Origin of the sequence: Sphingomonas sorbitolis, from assembly GCF_036663875.1 — a bacterium.
GTDB lineage: Bacteria > Pseudomonadota > Alphaproteobacteria > Sphingomonadales > Sphingomonadaceae > Sphingomonas.
This window is the reverse complement of the sequence record NZ_JAXOJS010000002.1, coordinates 615,642-640,996: the sequence shown is the minus strand read 5'-3', so window position 1 is coordinate 640,996 and position 25,355 is coordinate 615,642. Positions and strand designations below refer to the sequence as shown.

Here is a 25,355-nt window from a genome sequence, read left to right as displayed (position 1 = left end):
CCGTGGCAGTGGACGAGAGTTTCAGGAGGCGATGTTGACCCTACCATCCCAGACATATGGCGTCGCGGAAACGCCCGCGCGCAAGCGCTGGAGCGGCCAGCTGTATATCCAGGTGCTGATCGCGATCGCGCTCGGCGCGGCGCTCGGGCATTTCTATCCGACCTACGGCGCGGCGCTGAAGCCGCTCGGTGACGCATTCATCAAGCTGGTGAAGATGATCATCGCACCGGTGATCTTCCTGACGCTCGTCACCGGCATCGCGGGCATGAAGGAGCTCGGCTCGGTCGGCCGCGTCGCCGGCAAGGCATTCGCCTACTTCCTGTTCTTCTCGACGCTCGCGCTGATCGTCGGGCTGATCGTCGCCAACGTTGTCCAGCCGGGCGCGGGGATGAACATCGACGCCGCTACGCTCGATACCAAGGGCATCGCGGACTATACCGTGAAGGCGCACGAGACGACGATCACCGGGTTCCTGATGAGCATCATCCCGGACACGATGGTCAGCGCGTTCACCGAGGGCAATATCCTCCAAATCCTGCTCGTCGCGATCCTGTTCGGTATCTCGCTGAGCTTGGTCGGCGAGCCTGCCAAGCCGGTGCTGAACTTCCTCGAGCGCCTCAGCCTGATCGTGTTCAAGCTGGTCGGCATCCTGATGCGCGCAGCACCGCTCGGTGCGTTCGGCGCGATCGCCTTCACGATCGGCAAATACGGGATCGGCAGCCTCGCCAATCTCGGCGCGCTGGTCGCCACCTTCTATCTCACCGCGGCACTGTTCGTGGTGGTCATCCTCGGCACCGTCGCGCGGCTGACGGGCTTCTCGATCTTCAAGCTGATCAAGTATCTGAAGGCCGAGCTGCTGCTGGTGCTCGGGACGTCGTCGTCGGAAGCAGCCCTGCCGAACCTGATCCAGAAGATGGAAGCGGCAGGCTGCGAGAAGTCGGTCGTCGGGCTGGTCGTGCCGACCGGCTATTCGTTCAATCTCGACGGCACCAACATTTACATGACGCTGGCGGCGCTGTTCATCGCGCAGGCGACCAACACGCACCTGACGCTCGGCCAGGAGTTGCTGCTGCTGGTCGTCGCGATGATCTCCTCGAAGGGTGCGGCGGGCGTTACCGGCGCAGGGTTCATCACCTTGGCCGCGACGCTGTCGATCGTGCCGACCGTGCCGATTGCGGGCATGGCGCTGATCCTCGGCGTCGATCGCTTCATGAGCGAGTGCCGCAGCCTCACCAACTTCATCGGCAACGCGGTCGCGACGATCGTCGTGGCCCGCTGGGAAGGTGCGCTCGACCGCGACAAGCTCAACGCGGCGCTATCGGGCAAGCTCCCCGAGTTCGTGCCGGCGGCAATCCCCGCCGCTGCCACCGCCCATTGATGCCGACGGGGACGGCCAGCCCGTCCCCGCCCGCCCGTCCCCGTTCGCCAGTACCGGAACTTGCTTATGACCTCGATGACGATGCGCCGCTTGCGGCACGCGGCTGGCTTTGCCACGTCCGCATTCTCGATCTTCGCGTTCGCGAACGTTGCCACCGCCCAGGCCGAGGCGCCCCCTTCGCGTCAGGCCAATGTCGGCGCCAAGGACGTGTCGAGCACCGCCGAAGCCTCGCCGATCGCCGAGAGCTATCCCAACGCCGCGATCGGCGACGGGACGACGTCGGGCGGCTATAACCAGTCGCGCTGGGCGGAGGATTGGTCGAAGCTGCGCGATCCGAAGAAGCGCAAGGACATCGTCGACCAGCTGAAGTTCATTTCCCTCGCCGGCGATGGCGACGTCTATTTGACGCTGTCGGGCGAGGCGCGATTGCGCGTCAACCAGACGACCAACCCCAATCTGCGCGACTCGGAAGCGCAGCGGCAGGACATTCTTCGCCTGTTCGGTGGTGCCGATCTGCATGTCGGTCAGCATCTTCGCTTCTATGGCGAACTCGCGCACGGCACGCTGGAAGGGGAGAATCTCGGCACCGCGCTGCCGAACCTCCGCAACAAGCTCGCGGTGCAGCAGGCGTTCGTCGACCTGACCGGGACCGTCGCCGATGTCGATGTCGGCGTGCGCTATGGCCGCCAGACGTTTGCGGACGGTCCTAACCTGCTGGTCGTGCCGCGCGACAACAACACGCTGTTCTTCGGTTTCAACGGCTTCCGGGCTTGGGCGCGTGCCGCCGGCGTCCGCGCCGACGTGTTCGACTTCAAGCCGACCGCCTATGGCAATGGTGGTACTCAGGACGACAACGCGGAGAGCGCGCGGCGCTTCTCGGGTATCTCGACCGGGATCGTCGTGCCCGAAACGCTGTTCGGGGGCTCGAAGCTGTACGTCGATCCGTTCCTTTGGCGGCTGCGTAATCGCACGGCGGTATGGGGCACCGACACCGCGCGCGAAGTCCGCAATTTCTACGGCCTGCATGTCTGGGGTGACGCGGGACCGGTCAATCTCGACTGGACGATCAACTATCAGGGCGGCAGTTACGACAACCGCTCGATCAAGGCGTGGCTGATCCTGTTGGCGCAGACCTACAAGATTGGCGACGGCAAGTCCGCGCCGCGGGTCGGTTTCCATGCGGACTATGCCAGCGGTGGTGGTGCATACGGGAAGGGCACGCTGCGCAACTCGCTCGCGCCGTTCGGCAACAACATCTATTACAGCTACCAGCTGTTCGCGACGCCGACCAACCTGATTGCGCTGGCACCGAACGTGACCTTCACGCCGTTCGGTAAGCTGCGCATGACCGCGGAATATCAGCTGTCGTGGCGCGATACGACGAGCGATGCGGTGTACCGCGCGAACGGCTCGGCGTTTGCGGGCACGCAGAATTTCGGGGGCAAGAAGATCGCGGATACGATCCGGTTCCAGGCGGTGTACCCGTTCACCTCGCGGCTGTCGTTCACCGGGCGGTACGAGCATTTGATCGCCGGGCCTGCGCTGACCAATGCCGGGTATAAGAACTCCGACTTCCTGGCGGGCTGGATCAGCTACCGGTTCTGATCATTCTGATCCTCCCCTCTGAGGGGAGGTGGCAGCCCGCAGGGCTGACGGAGGGGTAGCGCGCCATCGAGAGCGCGACACCCCTCCGTCTGGCAAGAGCCAGCCACCTCCCCCGCCAGGGGAGGATCAAGATGTGGCGATACCGTTCGGATTAACCTGCGTCGCACCACGCAACAAATTCGGTTATCTTGACCATACCGGTCCTTCAATTCTTCGATCGACTGTGGCACATGGGCTCCAACATCAGGAGCACATGGCCATGGATCTCAGCTTCACGCCCGAGGAAGAATCGTTCCGCGACGAAGTCCGCGCTTTCTTCCGCGACAAACTTCCCGCCCGCCTCTCGACACTGGTCCGCGAGGGCAAGCGCCTTCGCAAATCGGACATGGAGGAATGGCACGCGATCCTCAACGAACGCGGCTGGCTGGCGAACCATTGGCCCGAGGAATGGGGCGGTCCCGGCTGGAGCGTGATCCAGCGCTTCATCTTCGATAACGAGTCCGCGCTCGCGCACGCGCCCCGCGTCGTCCCGTTCGGCGTCAACATGCTCGGCCCGGTGCTGATAAAATACGGCTCCGAAGAGCAGAAGAAGCACTGGCTGCCGCGCATCCTCGATGGCTCCGACTGGTGGTGCCAGGGCTATTCGGAGCCGGGCGCAGGGTCCGATCTCGCGGGCCTGAAGACCACCGCCGTTCGTAAGGGCGACGTCTATGTGGTCAACGGTCAGAAGACCTGGACGACGCTCGGCCAGCATGCCGACATGATCTTCTGCCTCGTCCGCACCGACCCGGCGGCGAAGAAGCAGGAAGGTATCTCGTTCCTACTGATCGACATGAAGTCGCCCGGCATCGAGGTTCGCCCGATCACGCTGATCGACGGCGAGCAGGAAGTGAACGAGGTGTTCTTCACCGATGTCGAGGTGCCGGTGGCGAACCTCGTCGGCGAAGAGAATATGGGCTGGACCTACGCCAAGTATCTGCTGACCTATGAGCGCACCAACATCGCCGGTGTCGGCTTCTCGATCGCGTCGTTCGAGCGGCTCAAAGAGGTCGCGCAGATGCAGAAGAAGGGCGGGCGTGCCCTCGCTGACGATCCGTTGTTCGCGGCGCGGATGGCGCGGGTCGAGATCGATCTGGCGAACATGCAGACGACCAACCTTCGCGTGCTTGCGGCGGTCGCGGGCGGTGGTGCACCCGGCGCGGAGAGTTCGATGCTCAAGATCAAGGGTACCGAAATCCGCCAGGAGATTACGTCGCTGACGCGTCGTGCCTACGGCTCGTACGCGGCGCCCTACATACCCGAAGCTCTGGAGGCTGGGTGGAACGGCGAGGATGTCGGCCCGGAGGACGCGGCGATGGCGGCGCCGAGCTATTTCAACAACCGCAAACTGTCGATCTTCGGCGGGTCGAACGAGATCCAGAAGAACATCATCTCCAAAGCCATCCTGGGTCTCTGATCACATGAACTTCGAACACACCGACGACCGCCGCATGCTCGCCGACACGCTCGTCCGCGCGCTGCGGGACGGCTATCCGATCGATACGCGCAATGCGGGGGCGTATAGCGAGGCGGGGTACGACCCGGCGGTCTGGACGCAGTTGAACGAGCTGGGCATCGTTTCGGCGCTGTTCAACGAGGCGGCGGGCGGCTTCGGCGGCAGCGGGTTCGACATCATGGTGGTGTTCGAAGCGCTCGGTCGCGCGCTGGTGGTTGAGCCGTTCCTCGGCGCGCTGATGGCCGGGCGTGCACTGGCGGCGGGCGGCGGGCATGACGATGCGCTGGCCGGGATCGTGTCGGGCGAGACGATCGCCGCTTTTGCACATGACGACGGGGCTAATCCTGTGACTGCGACGAAGAGCGGCGACGGCTGGACGCTGAGCGGCACCAAGGCGGTCGTTCCGCAGGCGGGCGCGGCGTCGGTGTTCGTAGTGACGGTCGAGCAGGATGGCGATCCGCTGGTGTTCCTCGTGCCCGCGGACACTGCGGGCGTTTCGGTACGGAGCTACAACGTTGTCGAGGGCGGTGGAGCCGGCGACGTGACGTTCGAGAACGTGGCGCTCGGCGCGGACGCGCGCGTCGGCGGCGAAGGGCAGGGGCAGGCGATCGTCGATGCGGCGGTCGGGGCAGGGTTGCTCGCGCTGTCGGCCGAGGCGGTCGGCGCGATGGAGTTCGTCAAGGAAGCCACGCTCGGCTATCTCCGCGACCGCAAGCAGTTCGGTGTGCCGATCGGCAAGTTCCAGGCGCTCCAGCACCGCATGGCGACGGTGCTGCTCGAGATCGAGCAGGCACAGTCCGCGGTCATCAACGCTGCGTCGGCATTCGACGGCGAAGATGCGAAGGCGCGTGAACGTGCTCTGTCAGCGGCGAAATACACGATCGGTCGGACTGGTGCGCTGGTCGCGGAAGAGTCGATCCAGCTTCATGGCGGCATCGGCATGACTTGGGAATACGCGGTGTCGCATTACGCCAAGCGCTTGGTGATGATCGACCACCAGCTCGGTGACGAGGACTATCACTTGCAACGCTACATTGCGCTAGGCTGACTATTTTTCGTCATCCTGACGAAAGTCAGGACCCAGGGTCGCGGGCGTTATCGTCGGTGGCTCTGGATCCTGACTTTCGTCAGGATGACGGGCGGCTAGTGGGCTCTACCGCCCGCGCTTCCCGATCATCGGCCGCAGCCGCACGCCGAGGCAGATCACCGTCGGCCACAGCAGCGTGTTGAGGATATCCAGCGAGGTATCCTCCCACCGCCACGACCCGAAGGTCATGCGGTCCATGATCTCGTTGAACGCCTCGCCCGCGACCACCACCCACCACGGAATGAACGTACCGAACGACCGCCGCGTGATCAGCCGCGCGATCATCAGCAGCGCCATCCCGGCATGGATGTGCAGGATCGTATCGGGCAGCCCGGTGCCATCGCCGATCCAGTCGATCATCTTGTGGTAGAGGGTCGGGATCACGCTGTTACTCCGGGCGAACTGCCGCGGGGGCTATACGGCGCTCAATTCCGAGCGGCAATCGCAGGCGTCGTGCCCAACATCAGCGGCTTCAACTCGCCGATGGTCGCGTCCAGCCAGGCGATGAACCGGTCGATCCGCGCGATCCGGCGGACGTCGCGGTGGACGACGAGCCAGAACGAGCGCGCGATGTCCACCGCGTCGGGCAGCACGCGGACCAGCCCCGGCATCCGGTCGCCGATGAAGCAGGGCAGAATCCCGCATCCCGCTCCCGCGGCGATCAGCTCGGCCTGCGCGACGATGCTCGAACTGCGGATCGAGGCGTCGAGGCGGCCGTCGATCTCGGCAAGATACCGAAGTTCGGGGGCGTAGATCATGTCGGGGACATAGCCGATCAGTCGGTGCCGCATCAGATCCGCGGTTGTCGCGATCGGCCCCGTCCGCGCAAGATGATCCGGGTGCGCATACAGTCCGAGGTGATAGTCCGTCAGTTTGCGCGCGACCAGCGGTCCGCTTTTTGGCCGCGCGAGCATGACCGCGATATCCGCCTCGCGCCGCGACGGATTGAGGAAGCCGGTCGATGCGATCAGGTCGACGGCGATCCGCGGATGCTGGTTGGTGAACGACGCGAGGCGCGGCGCGAGGATGCGGCTGCCGAACCCTTCCGAGACGCTCAACCGGATCGGGCCGGCGAGTACCCCTGCATCATTGCCGACGACTTCCTGGATGCCGAGCGCGGACGCCTCCATCGTCTCGGCGTGTTCCAATAGCGCCGCGCCGCGTTCGGTCAGCGCGTAGCCGGCGACGGTCTGTTCGAACAGCGTCGTCTGGAGTCGCCGCTCGAGGCGTTGCAGCCGCCGCGACACCGTCGTCGCGTCCTGCCCGAGCAGTTTTGCGGCCGGTCCGAGCCGGTGCGCGCGCGCCAGAGCGAGGAAATATCGGACGTCGTCCCAATCCATGAACGCCTCACCCTATGCTGCATATTCGCAGAGCGATTCTGCAAACAGCCCCACTTGGCTGCGAAAGCCTTATGGCCGACGGTGCGGATAACTAGAAGAGGATGCCCATGCGGACGATCGAGAATTTCGTGAGCGGTGCGGCCAGCACGGCCGAGCGCTTCGGCGACGTGTTCGACCCGAATTCGGGCGAGGTGCAGGCGCGGGTACGGCTGTCGGGCGCGACCGATCTGGACCGCGCCGTCGCCGCCGCGCAGAAGGCACAGCCGGGCTGGGCCGCGACCAACCCGCAGCGTCGCGCCCGCGTCATGTTCGAGTTCAAGCGGCTCGTCGAAGCGAACATGGACGAACTCGCGCGCCTGCTGTCGTCCGAGCACGGCAAAGTGATCGCGGATTCGAAGGGCGATATCCAGCGCGGGCTCGAGGTGATCGAGTTCTGCTGCGGCATCCCGCACATCCTCAAGGGTGAATACACGCAGGGCGCGGGGCCGGGGATCGACGTCTATTCGATGCGCCAGCCGCTCGGTATCGGTGCCGGCATCACGCCGTTCAACTTCCCGGCGATGATCCCGCTGTGGATGTCGGGCGTCGCGATCGCCACGGGCAACGCGTTCATCCTCAAGCCCAGCGAGCGCGATCCTTCGGTGCCGGTGCGACTCGGCGAGTTGTTCGTCGAGGCGGGGCTGCCCGAGGGGATCTTCCAGGTCGTCCACGGCGACAAGGAGATGGTCGACGCGATCCTCGATCATCCCGCGATCTCGGCGGTGAGCTTCGTCGGATCGTCCGACATCGCGCATTACGTGTACCGTCGCGGCGTCGAGGCGGGCAAGCGCGTCCAGGCGATGGGTGGCGCGAAGAACCACGGAATCGTCATGCCCGACGCGGACCTCGACCAGGTCGTCGCCGACCTGTCGGGCGCGGCGTTCGGGAGCGCCGGCGAGCGCTGCATGGCGCTGCCGGTGGTGGTCCCGGTCGGCGAGAAGACCGCGATTGCTCTGCGCGAGAAACTGATCCCGGCGATCGCGGCTTTGCGCGTGGGCGTGTCGACCGACAATGATGCGCATTACGGCCCGGTCGTGAACGCAGCGCATCGCACGCGGATCGAAAACTGGATCCAGACCGGCGTCGACGAGGGCGCGGAACTGGTCGTCGATGGGCGCGGGTTTGCATTGCAGGGGCATGAGAAGGGCTTCTTCATCGGCCCGTCGCTGTTCGATCACGTGACGACTGAGATGTCGGCGTACAAGGAGGAGATCTTCGGGCCCGTCCTTCAGATCGTCCGCGCCGCCGACTTCGAGGAGGCGGTACGCCTGCCGAGCGAGCATCAATACGGCAACGGCGTCGCGATCTTCACGCGCAACGGCCACGCGGCGCGCGAGTTCGCGGCGCGGGTGAACGTCGGGATGGTCGGCATCAACGTGCCGATTCCCGTGCCGGTGGCGTATCACACGTTTGGTGGCTGGAAGCGCAGCGCGTTCGGCGACACCAACCAGCACGGCATGGAGGGCGTGAAGTTCTGGACCAAGGTCAAGACGATCACGCAGCGCTGGCCGGATGGGTCTGCGCTGCCGGCGATGGCCGAGGATGGCGGGCCGGCGCGCAACAACGACGCGTTCGTCATCCCGACGATGGGGTGAGTGGTTTGCCATCCCCGGATCCCGTCATCCTGGACTTGATCCAGGATCCAGAGTTACGGAGCGCGACGCTTTTGACTCTGGATCCTGACTTTCGTCAGGATGACGGGAGGGGATCGAAACCCCAGTCTTCGGCCAGATCGCGCCACGTAGGATTGTCGGTCTCGATAAGCTCGATCTTCCACGAGCGCTTCCAGACCTTGAGCTGCTTCTCGCGCGTGATCGCCCCCTCCATCGTGTCGGCCATTGCGAACCACACCAGCCGGTTAACCGCGTATCGCTTAGTAAACCCAGCGAACGCGCTCTCACGATGCTGAACGATCCGTGCCATCAGGTCGGAGGTTACGCCGATGTACAGCGTTCCGTTACGCCAGCTCGCCATGATATAGACCGCGGGTTGTCTAGCCATATCATTCCCCCCACCCCGTCATCCTGACGAAAGTCAGGATCCAGAGCCACGAGCATCAGCATTCGCCGCTCTGGATACTGGGTCAAGCCCAGTATGACGGACGCAGTATGACGATTCAGGAAAGTCCGATGACCAACCAGTTCGACCTCACCGACGACCAGCGCGAAATCCAGGAGCTGGCACGCCGGTTCACCGCCGACCGGATCACGCCGCATGCGGCCGAGTGGGACGAGAAGCACATCTTCCCGCGCGAGACGATCAAGGCCGCCGCCGAACTCGGCTTCGCGGCGATCTACGTTAGCGAGGAGAGCGGCGGGATTGCGCTCGGGCGGCTCGATGCGGCGCTGATCATGGAAGCGATGTCGTACGGGTGCCCTTCAACGTCCGCTTTCATCAGCATCCATAACATGGCGGCGTGGATGATCGATCGGTTCGGATCGGTCGCGGTGAAGGACAAGTATCTGCCCGATCTGGTGACGATGGACCGGCTGGCGAGCTATTGCCTGACCGAGCCGGGCTCCGGCTCCGACGCCGCCGCTTTGAAGACCCGCGCGGTGCGCGATGGCGACGACTGGATCGTGACCGGCTCGAAGCAGTTCATCTCGGGCGCGGGCGAGAACGAGGTCTATGTCACCATGGTCCGCACCGGTGAGGACGGGCCCAAGGGCATCTCGTGTCTCGTGATCGAGAAGGACATGCCCGGCGTGTCGTTCGGCGCGAACGAGAAGAAGCTCGGCTGGCATTCGCAGCCGACGCGGCAGGTGATCTTCGACGGCGTCCGCGTACCGGCGGCGAACATGGTCGGGGGCGAGGGCGAGGGCTTTCGGATCGCGATGATGGGACTCGACGGCGGGCGGTTGAACATCGGCGCGTGCTCGCTCGGCGGTGCGCAGCGGTGTCTCGACGAGGCTATTGCGTACACGAAGGACCGGAAGCAGTTCGGTAAGGCGATCGCGGACTTCCAGAACACGCAGTTCATGCTGGCGGATATGGCGACCGAACTCGAGGCGGCGCGTGCGCTGCTGTATATCGCGGCGGCCAAGGTGACGGCGAATGCGCCCGACAAGACCAAGTTCGCGGCGATGGCGAAGCGGCTGGCGACCGATACGGGCTCGTCGGTGGTCGACCGCGCGCTACAGCTGCATGGCGGCTACGGGTATCTGCAGGACTACCCGATCGAACGTTTCTGGCGTGATCTGCGCGTGCATTCGATCCTTGAGGGGACGAACCAGGTCATGCGGATGATCGTCGGTCGTGAACTGACGCGGCAGTGAGTCCGCGCAGCTTCAAGTCTTTCTTCTGCTCCGCGCCTCTGCGCCTCTGCGCGAAAAAGTCTCTTGTTCGCGCAGAGGCGCAGAGGCGCGGAGATGATGTTCGGGAGGTGAACGCGTGACCGATGATCTGATCGTCGAGAGTAAAGGGCCTGTCGGCCGGATTCGGTTGAACCGCCCGAAGGCGCTGCACGCGTTGAACCTAGCGATGTGCGAAGGCGTGCTTGAGGCGCTGGAAGCGTGGCGTGGCGACGCGGCGGTCGAGGCGATCGTGGTCGATCATGCCGAGGGGCGCGGGTTCTGTGCTGGCGGGGATATCCGCATGCTTGCCGCGTCCGGCGCGACCGATGGCGTCGAGGCGCGGGCGTTCTTTCATGCTGAGTACCGCATGAACCATCGGCTGTTCACCTATGCCAAGCCGATCGTCGCGTTCATGGACGGGATCACGATGGGCGGTGGCGTCGGGCTGGCCTTGCCGTGCCGGTATCGGGTCGCGACCGAGAATACCAAGTTCGCGATGCCGGAGACGGGGATCGGGCTGTTCCCGGATGTCGGCGGTGGCTGGTATCTGTCGCGGTTGCCGGGGCGGATCGGGCAGTATCTGGCGCTGACCGGGCACCGGCTCGACGGCTCGGAGTGCCTCGCGCTTGGGTTGGCGACGCATTTTCTAGCGAGCGATACGCTTGATACGGCCAAGGCGGGGATCGCGGAGACGCCGCAGGATATCGCGGGCGTGTTGGATGCATTGGGCACGTCGGCACCCGACGCGAAGATCCTCGCGCGCAAAGACGATATTGACCGCCTGTTTGCGTCGGACGTGCTGGAGGACATCTACGCCGCGCTCGACGCCGATGGCGGGGAATGGGCGACGCAGACGCTTGCGACGCTGAAGACCAAGTCGCCGCAGACGATGAAGGTGTCGCTCCGGCTGCTCCACGAGGGCGCGGCGATGGCGAGCTTCGCGGACGAGATGCGGCAGGAATATGCGGTTGGCGCGCATGTCGTGCAGCGGCATGACTTCATTGAGGGCGTGCGCGCGGTAATCGTCGACAAGGATAACGCGCCGCGCTGGGATCCGGCGACGCCCGAGGCTGTGACCGATCACGTGATCGACCAGATCTTCGCGCCGTTGCCGGAGCATGAGGCGTGGACGCCGGGCTGAACAGAAAACACGTCGCCCCAGCGGAAGCTGGGGTCTCATCATTATCGAGAGACCCCAGCTTCCGCTGGGGTGACGGGATAGGAGAGATTGAATGGCCGACTACGAAACGATCCTGGTCGAGCAGCGCGGTGGCGTAACGCTTGTCACGCTGAACCGGCCCCAGGCGCTGAACGCGCTCAATTCGCAGGTGCTCGCCGACCTGATCGCCGCGTTTGCCGCGTTCGATGCGGACGCGTCGCAGGGGTGTGCTGTGCTGACCGGTTCCGCCAAGGCGTTCGCGGCCGGGGCGGACATCAAGGAGATGCAGTCGCAGGGCTTCGCCGACATGTATGCGAGCAACTTCTTCGCAGGCTGGGAGAATTTCACGCGGACGCGCAAACCCGTGATCGCGGCGGTGGCGGGCTATGCGCTCGGTGGCGGGTGCGAGCTGGCGATGATGTGCGACTTCATCCTCGCTGCCGATACCGCCAAGTTCGGCCAGCCCGAGATCAAGCTCGCCGTGTCGCCGGGCATGGGTGGATCGCAGCGCCTCACGCGCGCGGTCGGCAAGGCGAAGGCGATGGAGATGTGCCTGACCGGTCGGATGATGGACGCCGAGGAGGCCGAGCGCGCAGGGCTGGTGTCCCGTATCGTCCCCGCCGCGGACCTGGTCGAGGAGGCGGTGAAGACCGCCGCGACGATCGCCGCGATGGCGCCGCTGGCGGTGCTGGCGAACAAGGAAATGGTCAACGCGGCGTTCGAGACGGGGCTCGCGATGGGCGTCCAGTTCGAGCGGCGGCTGTTCCACGGGCTGTTCGGGACGGCGGACCAGAGCGAAGGCATGGCCGCGTTCGTCGAGAAGCGCGCCGGGACCTGGACGGGGAAGTGATCCGACAAACGTCCGTATCAACCCCGTCACCCCAGCGAAGGCTGGGGTCTCCCCGTTGGCGGTCGAAACGCTAGCCCCACAAAGATCCCAGCTTTCGCTGGGATGACGATCGTTAAAGAGGATAAGCAATGGCACGGATCGGTTTCATCGGGCTCGGCAACATGGGCGGCGGGATGGCGGCGAACCTCGCGAAGAAGGGCCACGACGTCCGCGCGTTCGATCTGAGCGCCGACGCGCTTGCCAAGGCGAAGATCGCAGGATGCCTGCCGGTCGCGTCTGCTGCCGAGGCCGCAGACGGTGCCGAGGCGATCGTGACGATGCTCCCCGCCGGCAAGCACGTCGCCGAGGTCTACGACACGCTGTTCGGCGTCGCCCCCCCGTCCGCGATCCTGATCGACTGCTCGACGATCGACGTCGCCACCGCCAAGCAGGTTGCCGAAGCTGCGCAGGCCAAGGGGCTAGCCGCGGTCGACGCGCCGGTGTCGGGCGGGATCGGTGCGGCGAATGCGGGCACGCTTACCTTCATGGTCGGCGGCTCGGCCGAGGCGTTCGAGCGGGCACAGGCTATCCTCGCCGACATGGGCAAGGCCGTCATCCATGCCGGCACAAACGGCGCGGGGCAGGCGGCGAAGATCTGCAACAACATGATTCTCGGCGCGACGATGGTCGCGACATGCGAGGCGTTCGTGCTGGCGGAAAAGCTCGGGCTCGACGCGCAAGCGTTTTACGATATCGCCAGTGTGTCCTCGGGTCAGAGCTGGTCGATGACCACCTATGCGCCGTTGCCGGGGATCGGCCCCGATACCCCCGCCGATCACGACTATCAGGGCGGTTTCGCGACGGCGCTGATGCTCAAGGACCTGCGGCTCGCGATGGCCGCGGCAAAGGACGTCGGCGCGGACACGCCGATGGGCGCGAAGGCCGCCGAGCGCTACGAGACGTTTGCCACGGACGGGCAGGGTGGCCTCGATTTCTCGGCGATCATTCGCACGTTACGAAACTGAGCCTTAGAGGAAGCGGATCAGCATCAACAGCAAGCCGAGGATCGATACCATCCAGCACAGGCTGCGGACATATTTGATGCCGAACAGATACAGCGGGACGTACGCGATCCGCGCGCCGAACCAGAGCCAGGCGCCGATCGCACCGAGCCCGCCGGTGCGATCGGTCACCGCCAGCCCCAGCGCGAGCGCGACGAACACGGGGTAGGTTTCCTGGAAGTTCTTGAGCGCGCGTTCGGCGCGGCCCGCCATCGCGCCGAGCGGCTTCTGCTCGCCGTCGCGCGGCCCCGCGTTCCAATCGAGCCCGCGGTCGCGCGTGGCGGTTTGCCCCTGGATCATGACGTACGCAAACAACAGAACCGTCGACCAGCCGAGCAGCAGTAATTCGGTAGGCAAATGCGTCATGATCGATCTCCGCTAAGGTAGCGGGTGTCGAACGCCGCTATCGCGCCGATGTTGCGACCGTGATCTGCGGATTGGCAAGCGATTGGCGGGCGTCGTGCGCGCGGTGGAACGCGCGGTCGGCATCGTCGATCGCCCCGAGCAGCGCGCCGAAGCACGGCACTTCGTCGATCGGATAGACGCGTGACAGATCGTGGCCGAGCGCGAAGACGTCGCGCTGCGTGAGGAGCCCGATCGCGACGATACGGTCTTGGTCGGACATGTTAGGCTCCCGTGATGCAATGTATGTTAACGCACTCAACCAGGTAACGGTACCGTCATAGGTGCGAAACGGGGCCAGTGGAGCCTCAACCGAGGCCGAGCCGCTCGCGGGCGTGCCATCGCGCCATCATCAGCACCGAAACCACGGCCAGACCGGTCGCAAGTCCGGTCCATATCCCCACCCCGCCCCAGCCGCGCCCGAATGCGAGCCATGCGCCGACACCGATGCCGATCCCCCAATAGCCAATCGCCGCGAAGATCATCGGCACCGTCGTATCGCCGAGCCCGCGCAACATCCCCGCGCCGATCACCTGCGCGCCGTCGACCACCTGGAACACCGCGGCCACCGCGAGCAGCGAGATCGCCAGCGCGACGACCGGCGCGTTCGCAGGCGCATCGACGTCGAGGATGATGCCGATCAGGAGTTGCGGCGCGAGGATCAGCAACGCGGCGGTGAGCACCATGAAGCCTTCGCCTATCGCGAACGCCGCCCAGCCTGCACGGCCGATCCCCGCGCGGTCGCCGCGTCCGGTCGCGAGACCGACGCGAATCGTGGCGGCCTGCGCGATGCCGAGCGGGACCATGAAGGTGACGCTGGCGATCTGGATCGCGATCGCGTGCGCGGCGAGCGGCACGGTCCCGAGCAGGCCCATCAGGAAGACCGCAGCGATGAACACGGTCGATTCGAACCCGAGCGTGATCGCGATCGGCAGGCCGAGCGTCCACACCGCACGGTATCGCGGCCAGTCGGCGCGCCAGAACCGGCCGAGCAGGCGATAGCGGCGGAACGGCTTTGCGTAGACGATCACGGTGGCCATCGCGACGAAGCTGAGGCCGTTGGCGATGCTGCTCGCGGTGCCGGATCCAAGCAGGCCGAGCGCGGGCAGGCCGGCATGACCGAAGATCAGCAGCCAGTTGAGCCCGGCGTTGACGATTAGCAGCCCGACCATCACCACCAGCGACCAGGCCGGTTTTTCGAGCGCGGCGACGAACGCGCGCAGCACGAGGAAGGCGAGGCTCGGCAGCATCCCCCACATCACTGCGCGGACGAACCTCGCCGCCTCGTGTGCAAGCTTCGGATCCTGGTCGAGCAGGTGGACGAGGATCGTTTCGGCGTTCCACAGCACGATCCACGACGGGATACAGAGCGTGGCGGCGACCCATATGGTCTGGCGCACGGTCCGCCGGATATCGCGCACCGCATGCGGCCGCGCACCCCGCTCGCGCGCGATCATCGGAACGGCGGCGGTGGTGAGTCCCATGCCGAAGACGAGGAACACGAGATAGAGGTTCAACCCCAGCGTCGCCGCCGCCAGCGTATCGGGCCCGAGCCGCCCCAGCATCGCCACGTCGGTCGCACCGACCAGCGCCTGCGCGAGATTGGTCGCGACCAGCGGCCAGGCAAGCTTCAGCGTGGCCGCGAATTCGGTTCGCCAAGGGCGGGGCGGGGTGGACGTCATGCGTAGGCTTTAGCCGGGTTCACGGCCAAGTCGATGACCGTGAACTTTGAAGGAGAGCGTGGCAGTCTCGGTCGTCGAAGCTTACGATCCTCTCCCGCCTGGGGGGCTAGCGTTTGCCAGATGGAGGGGAGGCGACAACCGCTGTGCCGTACCCTCCGTCGCCTTCGGCGCCACCTCCCCCTGGTAGGGCAGGGTCGATCCGGTTGTGACGGCGACGATCGAGTAACCGCGTGACTTAAAAAGACGCGTGTTACGCCAATTCCGTCATCCCAGCGAAAGCTGGGATATCATCGTCGTGGCGATTGTCATCTGCCCCGCAGGATACCCCAGCTTCCGCTGGGGTGACGGATATTTTGAGGCGACGGCCATGCAGCGGTTAAGGCTTTGCAGGGGGTGACCGGTGGCAAATCCTGACCTCGAAGAAACGGCGTTGTCGACCGTATCGGTGCTCTCAGCCGGAACTCTATCGCATCAACCCGGCGGCGCGGAGGGCGTTCTCGATCGTAGCTTGGATACCGGTAGGGGGCTCCGGCCGAGGCTTCGCCGCGGGCTTCGACGAGACCGGGATCGCCATCTTCGCGACGCGTTCGATCGGCACTGACTTTGCCGCAGTCTCCGCCTTCGCCGCCGCAACCAGCCCCCAAGATTTCGCAATCACAGACGTGCTCGAAATCCCGACATCGAGCATGAACGGCCCCGCGGCCCCCAGACGCTCGCCGCGCAACGGATCGATCGGCGTGCCGTGACCCATGCCCGGCACGGTCCAGTCCTCGACCACGTCGCGCCCTTGCGCGTCCGACCAGATCCGGTGGACGGCGGTGCCGACGCGTTCCGTGCGTACCGCGTTCGCATCGACGCCGTGGATACCGCGCCATTGCCGCGCGATCGTGTCCGCATTCGCGACGCTGACCGTTGCGTCCGCGCCGCCGTGCCAAATCGCCAGCGTCGGCCACGCTCCGTCATGGCCGCGCGCGCCGCTGCGAACCTTGTCGATCAAAGCCGTATCGCTCGTATCGCCATGCCCGCGCATCCGGTCGAGCGCCTGCGACACGCCGGTCGCGGTGCCGTAGGCGAGGCCACCGATCGCCGCGCCGCCCGCGAACAGGTCCGGCCGCGTGGCGAGCATCGCCACCGTCATCGCCCCGCCGGCCGACAGCCCGGTGACGTACACGCGGCTGCGATCGAGGCCATGGCGTGCGATCATCGTCTCGGTCATCTGCGCGATCGACTCAGCCTCGCCGCCGGCTCGTGCGGTGTCTTCGGAGGCGAACCAGTTGAAGCAGAGATTGGGATTGTTCGCGCGCGTCTGCTCGGGAAACAACAGCGCGAAGCCGGCGCGGTCGGCAAGATGCGACCAGCCCGACCCGTGATCATAGCCCGCCGCGGTCTGCGTGCAGCCGTGCAGGATGACGACCAACGGCGCGTTCGCCGGCAGGTCGGCGGGGACATAGGCGTATCCGAGCAAGGCCCCCGGATTGGTCCCGAACTCGACCAACGGCGTCAGGCGGCTAGGCGCCGTGGTGCGCGGCGTGGGGGCCCCGGCGCGGGCCATGCGAGCAATGGTATCGGCGATGTTTCTCACGTGAATCGAGCCTTTCGTCGCAAGGCGTACTCGGCCGCGATCTTATCTCAACGTGGGACGTACATCATTTGTTGCTGCACCGCAGCAAAAACGTCAGGAGTCTTGCCCCAGCACGTCGCACGCCTCGCCGATCGCCGCGTAGATTCGATCAAGATCGGCGTCGTCGATGCAATAGGGCGGCATGACGTAGACGGTGTTGCCGAGCGGCCGGAGCAGCAGGTCGCGCGCGCCGAAGAAGGCGAGCAGACGCGGACCTATCTGCGAAAGATAGCCGTCTTCGCCGCGCAGCTCGACCGCGGTGATGGTGCCGATCTGGCGCGCGTTGGCGATGCGGGGGTTCCGGGCGAGCGTCTCCAGCCTTGACGCCTGGCGGGCGGCGAGATCTGCGATCCGTTCGCGCACTGGTTCGTCGCGCCAGATCGCCAGATTCGCGTTGGCGGCGGCGCAGGCGATCGGGTTGGCGGTGTAGCTCGACGAGTGAAAGAACATCCGCGCCCTGTCAGTGCCGTAATGCGCCTGGTAGATCGCCTCGGTCGCCATCGTCACCGCGAGCGGGATCGCGCCCCCGGTCAGGCCCTTCGACAGGCACAGGATGTCGGGCACCACGCCCGCCTGTTCGCACGCGAGCAACGTACCGGTGCGGCCCCAGCCGGTCATCACCTCGTCCGCGATGAACAGCACGTCGTGCGCAGCGCAGATCCGCCGCATCTCGGCGAGGGTGCGCGCGGGATAGATGTGCATCCCGCCCGCGCCGAGCAGCAGCGGCTCGACGATGAACGCGGCCGGGTGCGCGGCGCAGGCCTTCTCAAGCGCGTCGAGCGTCGCGTGTTCGAGCCCGGCGGCAGGGAAGGGGATCGTGCCGACATCGAACAGCAGCGGTTCGTACGCCCGGTTGAAGACGCCGCGCGCGCCGACCGACATCGCGCCGATCGTGTCGCCGTGATAGCCGTGCTCCATCACGAGGATACGGTGGCGATCCTCGCCGCGATCGAGCCAATAGCCGAGCGCCATCTTCAGCGCGCACTCGACGCTGGTCGAGCCGGAGTCCGAGAAGAACACGCGGGTCAGTTCGGGCGGCATGATCGCGGTCAGTCCGCGCGCGAGGTCCTCGGCAGGCTGATGCGTCCAGCCGGCGAAGATGATCTGGTCGAGCTTGCCCGCCTGCTCCGCGATCGCCGCCATGATCTTCGGGTTGGCATGGCCATGCGTTGTGACCCACCAGGACGAGATCGCATCGACGATCCGCCGGCCATCCGAGGTGTAGAGTGCGGCGCCCTCGGCATGTGTGACGAGCGGGATCGGCTCGTGCAGGCCATGCTGCGTAAACGGATGCCAGACGGGGGAGTCGCTCACCGGAACGCCTCCAGGTCGAAATTCGCGGCGAACGCCGCGGCCAGCGTCGCGGCGTTGAGCGGACCGAGGCGGGGCAGGCGGCCGAGCCTCCGGACCTTGCCGAGTGCGGCGATCGTCGCCTCGCTGTCCTCGACCGTGTCGCCGATGAAGGCAATGCCGAGGATCGGTACGCCGCGGCTCCGCAACGCCTCGATCGAGAGCAGGCTGTGGTTGATCGTGCCGAGCCCCGTGCGCGCGACGAGCACCACCGGCTTGCCCCAGCGCGCGAACAGGTCGGCGAAGATCAGGTCGCGCGTGACCGGCACCATCACGCCGCCCGCACCCTCGACCACCAGCGGGGCATCGACTTCGGGCAGCGCGAGCCGGTCGGGATCGATCGTCACACCATCGATCTCGGCGGCGAGATGCGGCGAGCACGGCGTGGTCAGCCGGTAGGCTTCGGGCAGGACGTGGTCTGCGGGAACGCCCAAGGTAACGACCGAAGCCGCATCGCTGCCATCCGCGAGCCCAGCCTGCACCGGCTTCCAATAGCGCGCACCGAGTGCTGCGGTCAGGCCCGCGGCGAACACGGTCTTGCCGATATCGGTGTCCGTTCCGGTGACCACGATCGTCATTGCAGCGCCTCTCCCAAAACCGTTCCCAAAGCCGCGATATCTGCCGCGGTGGCGTTCAAGGTCAACGATATCCGCAACCGCGACGTCCCGTCGGGCACGGTCGGCGGCCGTATGCCGCGCACGTCGAACCCCGCCGCCTGGATCGCGCTCGCGACACGCATCGTCCGCGCCGCATCGCCCAGCACTAGCGGCAGGATCTGCGAACCGGTCGCCGCCACACCGTGCGGCGCCAGCATTCGCTCCGCCGTCGCGATCAGGCCCCACAGCTGGTCCCGCCGCGCGGGTTCGTCGGCCATGATCCGCAACGCCTCACCGACCGCCAGCGCCATCAGCGGCGACGGTGCGGTCGAGAAGATGAACCCACGGCCGCGATTGACGATGAATTCGCGCATCACTGCGGGCCCGCACAGCAGCGCGCCCTCGCAGCCGAGCGCCTTGCCGCAGGTCCGCAGCGTGATGACGTTCGGGCGTCCGTCGAGTCTCTCGACAAGGCCACGGCCATCGGTGCCGAACACCCCGGTCGCATGCGCCTCGTCGATCAGCAGGATCGCGTCGTGGCGGTCTGCGATGGCCGCGAGATCGGCGAGCGGCGCGCGGTCGCCGTCCATGCTGTAGAGGCTCTCGACCGCGATCCACACGCGGCCCGTGCCACCCGTCGCGCGCCATGCGGTAATCGCATCTGCGAACGCATCGGCATCGTTGTGCGCCGCGCTAACGCAGGTCGCCCGTGTGAGACGCATGCCCTCATGCGCGCTCGCATGGATCAGCGCGTCGTGGACGATAAGGTCGCCGCGCTGGGGCAATGTCGCGAACAGGATCGTGTTGGCGATGTACCCGCTGGCGAAGAACAGCGCCGCCTCGGTCCCGAAAAACCGTGCGGCCTCCGCTTCCAGTGTTTCATGCTCGGGCGCATTGCCGCGTAAAAGCCGCGAGCCGCCCGAGCCGACCGGTATGCCCCTCGACAAGGCTTCGATCATCGCGGTGCGCAGGCGGTCCGACCCGGCGAGCCCAAGATAGTCGTTCGAGGCGAAATCGATGCCGGTGCGCGGGCGGAGCGATCGATATCGGTCGGCGGCGGCCAGCTTGGCAAGGTCTCGGTCCTGGTCGGCGAACATCATCGCGCCGCCCTAAACCCTACGCGGCGGGAAGACGATAGCGGGTCGATCATGAGCCCCAATCCCTCACGCCCCAATCCGTCACCCCAGCGAAAGCTGGGGTATCCCTGTTGTCGCGCGGGAGACCCGAACCAGGAGACCCCAGCTTTCGCTGGGGTGACGAACGGGGTGCGCGGCCTAGCGTACGCTGTGCCCAGCTCGACCGGTGCGGCGCTGCGCCGCCCCAAACCCAACGCGCTGCGAAGACGATAGCGGGTCGATCGTGAGCTCAATCGGTCGCCCCCTCCGTCACCCCAGCGAAAGCTGGGGTATCCCTGTTGTCGAGCAGGAGACCCGAACCGGGAGACCCCAGCCTTCGCTGGGGTGACGGACGGGTGTGCGCGGCCTGGCGTATGCTACGCCCAGTTTCAGCGACGCCAACCGGTACGGCGCTACTCCGCCTTCAACGCCGCCATAAACCCGCGCGCCCGCGCGCCGACATCCGCTGCCGTCATCCCCGGCGCATACAGCGCCGAGCCCAGACCGAAGCCAGCGGCCCCCGCCTTGCGCCACTCGGCCATGATCTCCGGCACGACTCCGCCGACCGGCAGAACGCGCGTATCCTTGGGGAGGACGGCGCGCATCGCCTTCAGCACGGCGGGGCTCGCGGCCTCGGCGGGGAAGAGTTTCAGCGCCGCAGCACCTGCCTCCAGCGCCGCGAATGCCTCGGTCGGCGTCGCGATGCCGGGGAGCGCGACATAGCCGCGCTCCGCCGCCGCCGCGATCACCCGCACATTCGCGTTGGGCGCAATGATCAGCGTGCCGCCGGCCGCGCCGACTGCCTCCACATCCTCGACACGCAACACCGTGCCCGCCCCGACGACCGCGCGGCCCTTCAGCGTGCTCACGAGGCGGGCAATGCTGTCGAGCGGCTGAGGCGAGTTCATCGGCACTTCGAGAATCGTGAAGCCGGCCTCGACCAGCGCCTCGCCGATCGCCTCGACCTCCTCCGGCTTCACGCCGCGCAGAATTGCGATCAGCGGACACTTCGCAAAGGCGTCGTCGAAAGCTTGGCGGTGCGTGGTCATACTGCAAGGTCCTGGATGCGGGTGATGCCGGCGACGAACGCGGCCTGACTATCGATATGGTGCGATGTGCCGCCGAGCGCATCGATCGCATCGGCATAGAGTGCGCCGAGGGCCGGGTCGGCGAGGATGTGCACCGTCGTGCCGCGCTCGATCCGTGCCGCGGTATCCGCCCCGATCAGCAGACCGCTCGCGAACGACGCGGCATGCGCGTCGTCGGCGATCCCGAGCACGCCGCGCGCGCGGATCGCGAACAGGCTGGCGGCGAGATCGCGTTTCGCGCCCTCCGTGACGCCGTCGCGGAACGCTGCACCGGGTTCGACCGGATGGCCGAGCTGGCTGGCGAGGATGCCGTGCGTCCGCAACAGCGCGAAAAGTTCGCCGGTCATCGCGGTGGTGAAGCGGGTGATCGCCCCCGCTTCGATCGTCGCCCATTTGCAGTGCGTGCCGGGCTGGCACAGCAGTGCGTCGGCGGGCACCAGCCCGGCGGCGACCGCGCCGAGCAACTGCACCTCTTCGCCGCGCATCACGTCGGCATGCAACCCGTCGCGGTACGACAGCCCCGGCACGATCGCGGTCCGGTCGTCGATCCGGAGGAGCCCTGCGGCGATCTCGGCGAGCCCGGCGGGGGCGGCGACATACGGTACGCTGCGCCAGCCAATGGTCGATCCGACCATCCCTGCGAGGAGCATCGGCAGGTCGCCAAGCCGGTGACGGATGCCCATGACCTCGGCCGCATAGTCCGCAGGCGCGACCGTCGCTGCGCCGCGATCGTCGCGTTCCGAGGCGATGACGAGCCCCGCCTCGATCCGGAACGCGCGGCGGTTCGAGGTGCCCCAGTCGACCGCGATGAAAGACGTCATGTTCGCCACCTCACTCCCGTCGCGATGCAACGGTATTGATCGCAGGAATTATACGACAAATCTTCGATGTCCAGCACCGACCGCGTTGAGCACCCCGACAGCGACACGCATCGGCGGCACCCACCGGCAAACGCACTGATCGAGGATAGCGTCGCAGGAACACGCGTCGATGCGTCTCGTTCAGTTCGGACCAGCGAGAGGAATGCGTGTGCTTCAAACCAGCCGTCAGGCCGATACCGAAACCGGCATCATACCGGCCGCGCCCCTTGCAGCGCCCCCCGCGGCGATCGCGGCGGCGATCGCCGATCGGCTCGCACAGGGTAATCTCGTCTACGTCGCGCTGGATGATCAGCGCGCGACTGATATTGCGGCGATCGCCACGGCGCTGGTGCCCGACGCGGTGGTCGTCCAGTTGCCGTCGAGCGATGCCTTGCCCGGTGACGACGCGCCCGCGTCGCCGGCCAATGTCGGATTGCGCGTCGCGGCCTTGCGTCGCGTGCGCGCGGCGACCTTGGGCGATACCGGGCCGGTCCTGCTGGTGACCACGGCGGAGGCGACCGCCGTACGCTACCCCGAGCCAGCGATGTTCGACGCCGCCCCGCCCCGGCTCACGGTAGGCGATGCGATCGACGTCGAGGCGTTCGCGGCGACCGCAGCGGAGATCGGTTACATCGTCGACGATCGGATCGACGAGCCGGGCGAGATCGCGGTGCGCGGCAACGTCATCGACATTTTTCCCGCCGATCGTGCGACCCCCGTCCGCATCGAATTCGCCGAGGGCCGGATCACCGCGTTGCGCGAATATGATCCCGTCTCGCAATTGGGATCGGCCGATATCGCCTGTATCGAGGTCGGCCGCGCGACCGAGCCCGTGGTCGAGAAGGGGGTCGCCCTCCTCGCGCATCTGCCCGACGCGGCAATCGCATGCGACCCCGGCGTCGATCGCCGGCGCGCGCGGTTCATGGATCTTGCCGCCGATGGCCTGCCGCGTCGCAAGGCCAGTGCCGATCTGGTCGCGACCCGGTCTTGGGATGCGGCGGTCGCCAAGCGTGACATGGTCGCGATCGATCCGGGTGACACGCCGTCGCCCCGCTTCGTCGAGCACCGCGATCCCGCCCGCGCGTTTGCCAAGCTCGCGCGCGACGTGCTTGCCGATTCGCGTCTCGTCCTGGTCGGCTCGCCGCGCGACCTGCGGTTCCTCCAGCCGCGGCTCGAGCATCGCACAAAGGTCGCGTTCACGGCGATCGAGCGATGGTCGGACGTCGCCGCGGCCAAGCCCGGCAGCGCGATGCTGTTGGTCGCGCCGATCGACCGCGGCTTCGTGGCGCCCGGCGCCACCGTCATCGCGGGCGCCGACCTGCTTGGCGGCCGCGCCCGCGGCGACGAGATCGGTGCAAGCGGCCTTGGCGCGCTGGCCGGCCTGTCGAGCGAACTGCGCTGCGGCGACGTCGTGGTCCACGAGGAGTTCGGTATTGGCATCGTCCGCGGGCTTGAGGCGCTGCCCGACGCGGGCGGTGACGCGATCGTGCTGGGCTATGCCAAGGACGGCCGCCGCCTCGTGCCGGTGGCGGAAGCCGATCGGATCTGGCGCTATGGCGCGGATGCCGACGCCGTGACTCTCGACGCGCTGGACGGTTCGTCGTGGCAGAAGCGACGTGGCGCGATCGATGCGGCGATCGCCGAAAGCGCGCGTGATCTTGCGGCGATCGCGGCGGAGCGCGCGGCGCGCACCACCGACCCGATCGTCCCCGACCGCGCGGCCTATGAACGCTTCGCCGCCGGCTTCGCGTTCACCGAAACGCCCGATCAGGCACGCGCGATCACGACCACGCTGGCGGATCTGGCCAGCGGCAAGCCGATGGACCGTCTGGTGATCGGCGATGTCGGCTACGGCAAGACCGAGATCGCCTTGCGCGCGGCGGCGGCGGTTGCCTTGTCGGGCCGACAGGTCGCGATCGCCGCGCCGACGACCGTGCTCGTGCGGCAGCATATCGAGACCTTCGCGCGGCGCTTCGAAGGGACCGGCATCACCGTCGCCGGGCTGTCCCGCCTGTCGAGCACGGCGGAAAAGACGCGTGTGAAGGCGGGGCTCGCGGATGGCTCGATCGGCGTCGTCATCGGCACCGGGGCGATCGCCGGCAAGGGAGTCGCCTATAAGGATCTCGCGCTGGTCGCGATCGACGAGGAGCAGCGGTTCGGGGCGGCCGACAAGGCCAAGCTGCATGCGCTCGGGGCCGGTCACGTGCTGACGCTCAGCGCGACGCCGATCCCGCGGACGCTGCAATCGGCGATGATCGGGCTTCAGGGCATGTCGGTGATCGCCACCCCGCCCGCGCGCCGCCAGCCGATCCGCACCGCGGTCGCCAGCTTCGACGACGCCACCGTCCGCGCTGCGCTTCGGCGCGAACGCGCGCGCGGCGGGCAGAGCTTCGTCGTGGTGCCGCGGATCGACGACATGGCGCCGCTCGCCGCAAAGCTGGCCAAGCTGGTGCCCGAACTCGGGCTCGTCCAGGCGCATGGCAAGATGCCTGCGGCCGAGATCGATGAGGCAATGGTCGGCTTTGCGGCCGGCGACGGCGATGTGCTGCTCGCCACCAACATCATCGAGGCGGGGCTCGACGTGCCGCGCGCCAACACGATGATCGTCCATCATGCCGACCGGTTCGGCCTGTCGCAGCTCCACCAGTTGCGCGGCCGGGTCGGGCGCGGCGGGCGACGCGGGCAGGTGATGCTGTTGACCGACGGCGATGCAACGATCGCTGAGGCGACGCTGAAGCGGCTGCGGACGTTGCAGGCGTTCGACCGGCTTGGCGCAGGCTTTGCGATCAGCGCGCGTGATCTCGATCTGCGCGGTGCGGGCGACCTCGTCGGCGAGGCACAGGCGGGGCATATGAAGCTGATCGGGATCGACCTGTACCAGCATCTGTTCGGCCGTGCGTTGCGGCTGGCGCGGGGGGAGGCTGTCGACGACTGGGTACCCGACCTGCACCTCGGGGTTGGGGGCAGCCTGCCCGACGCCTGGATACCCGAGGAGGAGGTGCGCCTGTCGCTCTACGGCCGGTTGGCACGGCTGGAGGACGTCGCGGCGCTCGACCAGTTCGAGGCGGAGCTGGAGGATCGCTTCGGTGTGGTACCCGATTCGGCGCGTCGGTTGCTGTTGCTGGCGCGGATACGGTTGCGCGCCTGTGCTGCCGGTATCCGGCGGATCGACGCCGGTCCTGCCGCGATCGCGTTCACCCCGAACGACCGTCGCGCCGACGCGCCGCTTGAGGATCTGGTCGAGAAGAATGGTCGCTGGATCGCGCAACGGGCGGTGGCGGATCCGGTCGAGCGCGCCGCGCAGGTCGAGGCGTTGCTCGATGCGTTGACCGACTGATCGGCCTACCAGTTGGGA

Annotated in this window: 22 protein-coding genes; 10 read left to right on the top strand and 12 right to left on the bottom strand. The window is 66.7% G+C overall.

What is annotated here, in order from left to right; all coding sequences use genetic code 11:
• The first annotated feature begins 34 nt into the window (after window positions 1–34).
• From U1763_RS08260 to U1763_RS08245, 4 genes are all read left to right on the top strand, one after another.
• Entirely contained in the window at window positions 35–1,378 is a 1,344-nt protein-coding gene (locus U1763_RS08260) for a dicarboxylate/amino acid:cation symporter (RefSeq protein WP_443026895.1), read from the top strand.
• 66 nt (window positions 1,379–1,444) lie between these two features.
• Window positions 1,445–2,983, top strand: a complete 1,539-nt coding sequence (locus U1763_RS08255; protein WP_332754823.1) for an alginate export family protein — start codon at window positions 1,445–1,447, stop codon at window positions 2,981–2,983.
• Window positions 2,984–3,242: 259 nt separating this feature from the next.
• The gene (locus U1763_RS08250) at window positions 3,243–4,439 is read left to right on the top strand and encodes an acyl-CoA dehydrogenase family protein (RefSeq protein ID WP_307089381.1); all 1,197 of its coding nucleotides are present in this window, start codon (window positions 3,243–3,245) and stop codon (window positions 4,437–4,439) included.
• 4 nt (window positions 4,440–4,443) lie between these two features.
• The gene (locus U1763_RS08245) at window positions 4,444–5,526 is read left to right on the top strand and encodes an acyl-CoA dehydrogenase family protein (RefSeq protein WP_332754822.1); all 1,083 of its coding nucleotides are present in this window, start codon (window positions 4,444–4,446) and stop codon (window positions 5,524–5,526) included.
• Between the two features lie 105 nt (window positions 5,527–5,631).
• Here U1763_RS08245 and U1763_RS08240 read toward each other — a convergent pair whose 3' ends face one another.
• Both U1763_RS08240 and U1763_RS08235 read right to left on the bottom strand, forming a co-directional pair.
• Entirely contained in the window at window positions 5,632–5,949 is a 318-nt protein-coding gene (locus U1763_RS08240) for a hypothetical protein (protein ID WP_132736294.1), read from the bottom strand.
• A gap of 41 nt (window positions 5,950–5,990) precedes the next feature.
• Window positions 5,991–6,905 (bottom strand): LysR family transcriptional regulator, encoded by a 915-nt coding sequence (locus U1763_RS08235; RefSeq protein ID WP_332754821.1) that lies wholly within the window; start codon window positions 6,903–6,905, stop codon window positions 5,991–5,993.
• Window positions 6,906–7,012: 107 nt separating this feature from the next.
• Between U1763_RS08235 and U1763_RS08230 the strand changes: the two genes are divergently transcribed.
• A complete protein-coding gene (locus U1763_RS08230) occupies window positions 7,013–8,539 on the top strand; it encodes a CoA-acylating methylmalonate-semialdehyde dehydrogenase (RefSeq protein WP_060527230.1) in 1,527 nt (508 codons plus the stop codon).
• A 94-nt stretch (window positions 8,540–8,633) separates the two neighbouring features.
• On the opposite strand, the gene U1763_RS08225 is transcribed toward U1763_RS08230, so the two are convergent.
• Window positions 8,634–8,945 carry a GIY-YIG nuclease family protein gene (locus tag U1763_RS08225; protein WP_132895537.1) on the bottom strand — a complete coding sequence of 104 codons (312 nt, stop codon included), beginning with the start codon at window positions 8,943–8,945 and terminating at the stop codon, window positions 8,634–8,636.
• Window positions 8,946–9,073: 128 nt separating this feature from the next.
• On the opposite strand from U1763_RS08225, the gene U1763_RS08220 reads away from it, so the two are divergent.
• The 4 genes from U1763_RS08220 (at window position 9,074) to mmsB (ending at window position 13,250) form a co-directional block, all read left to right on the top strand.
• Window positions 9,074–10,219, top strand: a complete 1,146-nt coding sequence (locus tag U1763_RS08220) for an acyl-CoA dehydrogenase family protein (RefSeq protein WP_332754820.1) — start codon at window positions 9,074–9,076, stop codon at window positions 10,217–10,219.
• Window positions 10,220–10,334: 115 nt separating this feature from the next.
• Window positions 10,335–11,378, top strand: a complete 1,044-nt coding sequence (locus tag U1763_RS08215) for an enoyl-CoA hydratase/isomerase family protein (RefSeq protein ID WP_332754819.1) — start codon at window positions 10,335–10,337, stop codon at window positions 11,376–11,378.
• A gap of 91 nt (window positions 11,379–11,469) precedes the next feature.
• The gene (locus U1763_RS08210) at window positions 11,470–12,246 is read left to right on the top strand and encodes an enoyl-CoA hydratase (RefSeq protein ID WP_332754818.1); all 777 of its coding nucleotides are present in this window, start codon (window positions 11,470–11,472) and stop codon (window positions 12,244–12,246) included.
• 128 nt (window positions 12,247–12,374) lie between these two features.
• Window positions 12,375–13,250 carry a 3-hydroxyisobutyrate dehydrogenase gene (gene mmsB, locus U1763_RS08205; RefSeq protein ID WP_332754817.1) on the top strand — a complete coding sequence of 292 codons (876 nt, stop codon included), beginning with the start codon at window positions 12,375–12,377 and terminating at the stop codon, window positions 13,248–13,250.
• Between the two features lie 3 nt (window positions 13,251–13,253).
• On the opposite strand, the gene U1763_RS08200 is transcribed toward mmsB, so the two are convergent.
• From U1763_RS08200 to U1763_RS08160, 9 genes are all read right to left on the bottom strand, one after another.
• Entirely contained in the window at window positions 13,254–13,652 is a 399-nt protein-coding gene (locus U1763_RS08200) for an MAPEG family protein (RefSeq protein ID WP_332754816.1), read from the bottom strand.
• 37 nt (window positions 13,653–13,689) lie between these two features.
• Window positions 13,690–13,911, bottom strand: coding sequence for a hypothetical protein (locus U1763_RS08195; protein WP_332754815.1), 222 nt, complete (start codon window positions 13,909–13,911; stop codon window positions 13,690–13,692).
• A gap of 85 nt (window positions 13,912–13,996) precedes the next feature.
• Window positions 13,997–15,370, bottom strand: a complete 1,374-nt coding sequence (locus U1763_RS08190) for an MATE family efflux transporter (RefSeq protein ID WP_332754814.1) — start codon at window positions 15,368–15,370, stop codon at window positions 13,997–13,999.
• Window positions 15,371–15,833: 463 nt separating this feature from the next.
• Window positions 15,834–16,922, bottom strand: a complete 1,089-nt coding sequence (locus U1763_RS08185) for an extracellular catalytic domain type 1 short-chain-length polyhydroxyalkanoate depolymerase (RefSeq protein ID WP_332754813.1) — start codon at window positions 16,920–16,922, stop codon at window positions 15,834–15,836.
• A 123-nt stretch (window positions 16,923–17,045) separates the two neighbouring features.
• The gene (locus U1763_RS08180) at window positions 17,046–18,305 is read right to left on the bottom strand and encodes an adenosylmethionine--8-amino-7-oxononanoate transaminase (RefSeq protein ID WP_332754812.1); all 1,260 of its coding nucleotides are present in this window, start codon (window positions 18,303–18,305) and stop codon (window positions 17,046–17,048) included.
• The gene (bioD, locus tag U1763_RS08175) at window positions 18,302–18,919 is read right to left on the bottom strand and encodes a dethiobiotin synthase (RefSeq protein ID WP_332754811.1); all 618 of its coding nucleotides are present in this window, start codon (window positions 18,917–18,919) and stop codon (window positions 18,302–18,304) included. The genes U1763_RS08180 and bioD overlap by 4 nt, the downstream gene beginning before the upstream one ends.
• Complete coding sequence (locus tag U1763_RS08170; RefSeq protein WP_332754810.1) at window positions 18,916–20,037, bottom strand: 8-amino-7-oxononanoate synthase; 1,122 nt, start codon at window positions 20,035–20,037, stop codon at window positions 18,916–18,918. Before U1763_RS08170 ends, bioD begins: the two co-directional genes overlap by 4 nt.
• A gap of 428 nt (window positions 20,038–20,465) precedes the next feature.
• Window positions 20,466–21,101: a 2-dehydro-3-deoxy-6-phosphogalactonate aldolase gene (locus U1763_RS08165; protein WP_332754809.1), complete on the bottom strand. Its 636-nt coding sequence runs from the start codon at window positions 21,099–21,101 to the stop codon at window positions 20,466–20,468.
• Window positions 21,098–21,961 (bottom strand): 2-dehydro-3-deoxygalactonokinase, encoded by an 864-nt coding sequence (locus U1763_RS08160; protein ID WP_332754808.1) that lies wholly within the window; start codon window positions 21,959–21,961, stop codon window positions 21,098–21,100. The genes U1763_RS08165 and U1763_RS08160 overlap by 4 nt, the downstream gene beginning before the upstream one ends.
• A 208-nt stretch (window positions 21,962–22,169) precedes the next feature.
• Here U1763_RS08160 and U1763_RS08155 point away from each other — a divergent pair, with 208 nt between their 5' ends.
• The gene (locus U1763_RS08155; protein WP_443026894.1) at window positions 22,170–25,337 is read left to right on the top strand and encodes a helicase-related protein; all 3,168 of its coding nucleotides are present in this window, start codon (window positions 22,170–22,172) and stop codon (window positions 25,335–25,337) included.
• The last annotated feature ends 18 nt before the right edge of the window (window positions 25,338–25,355 follow it).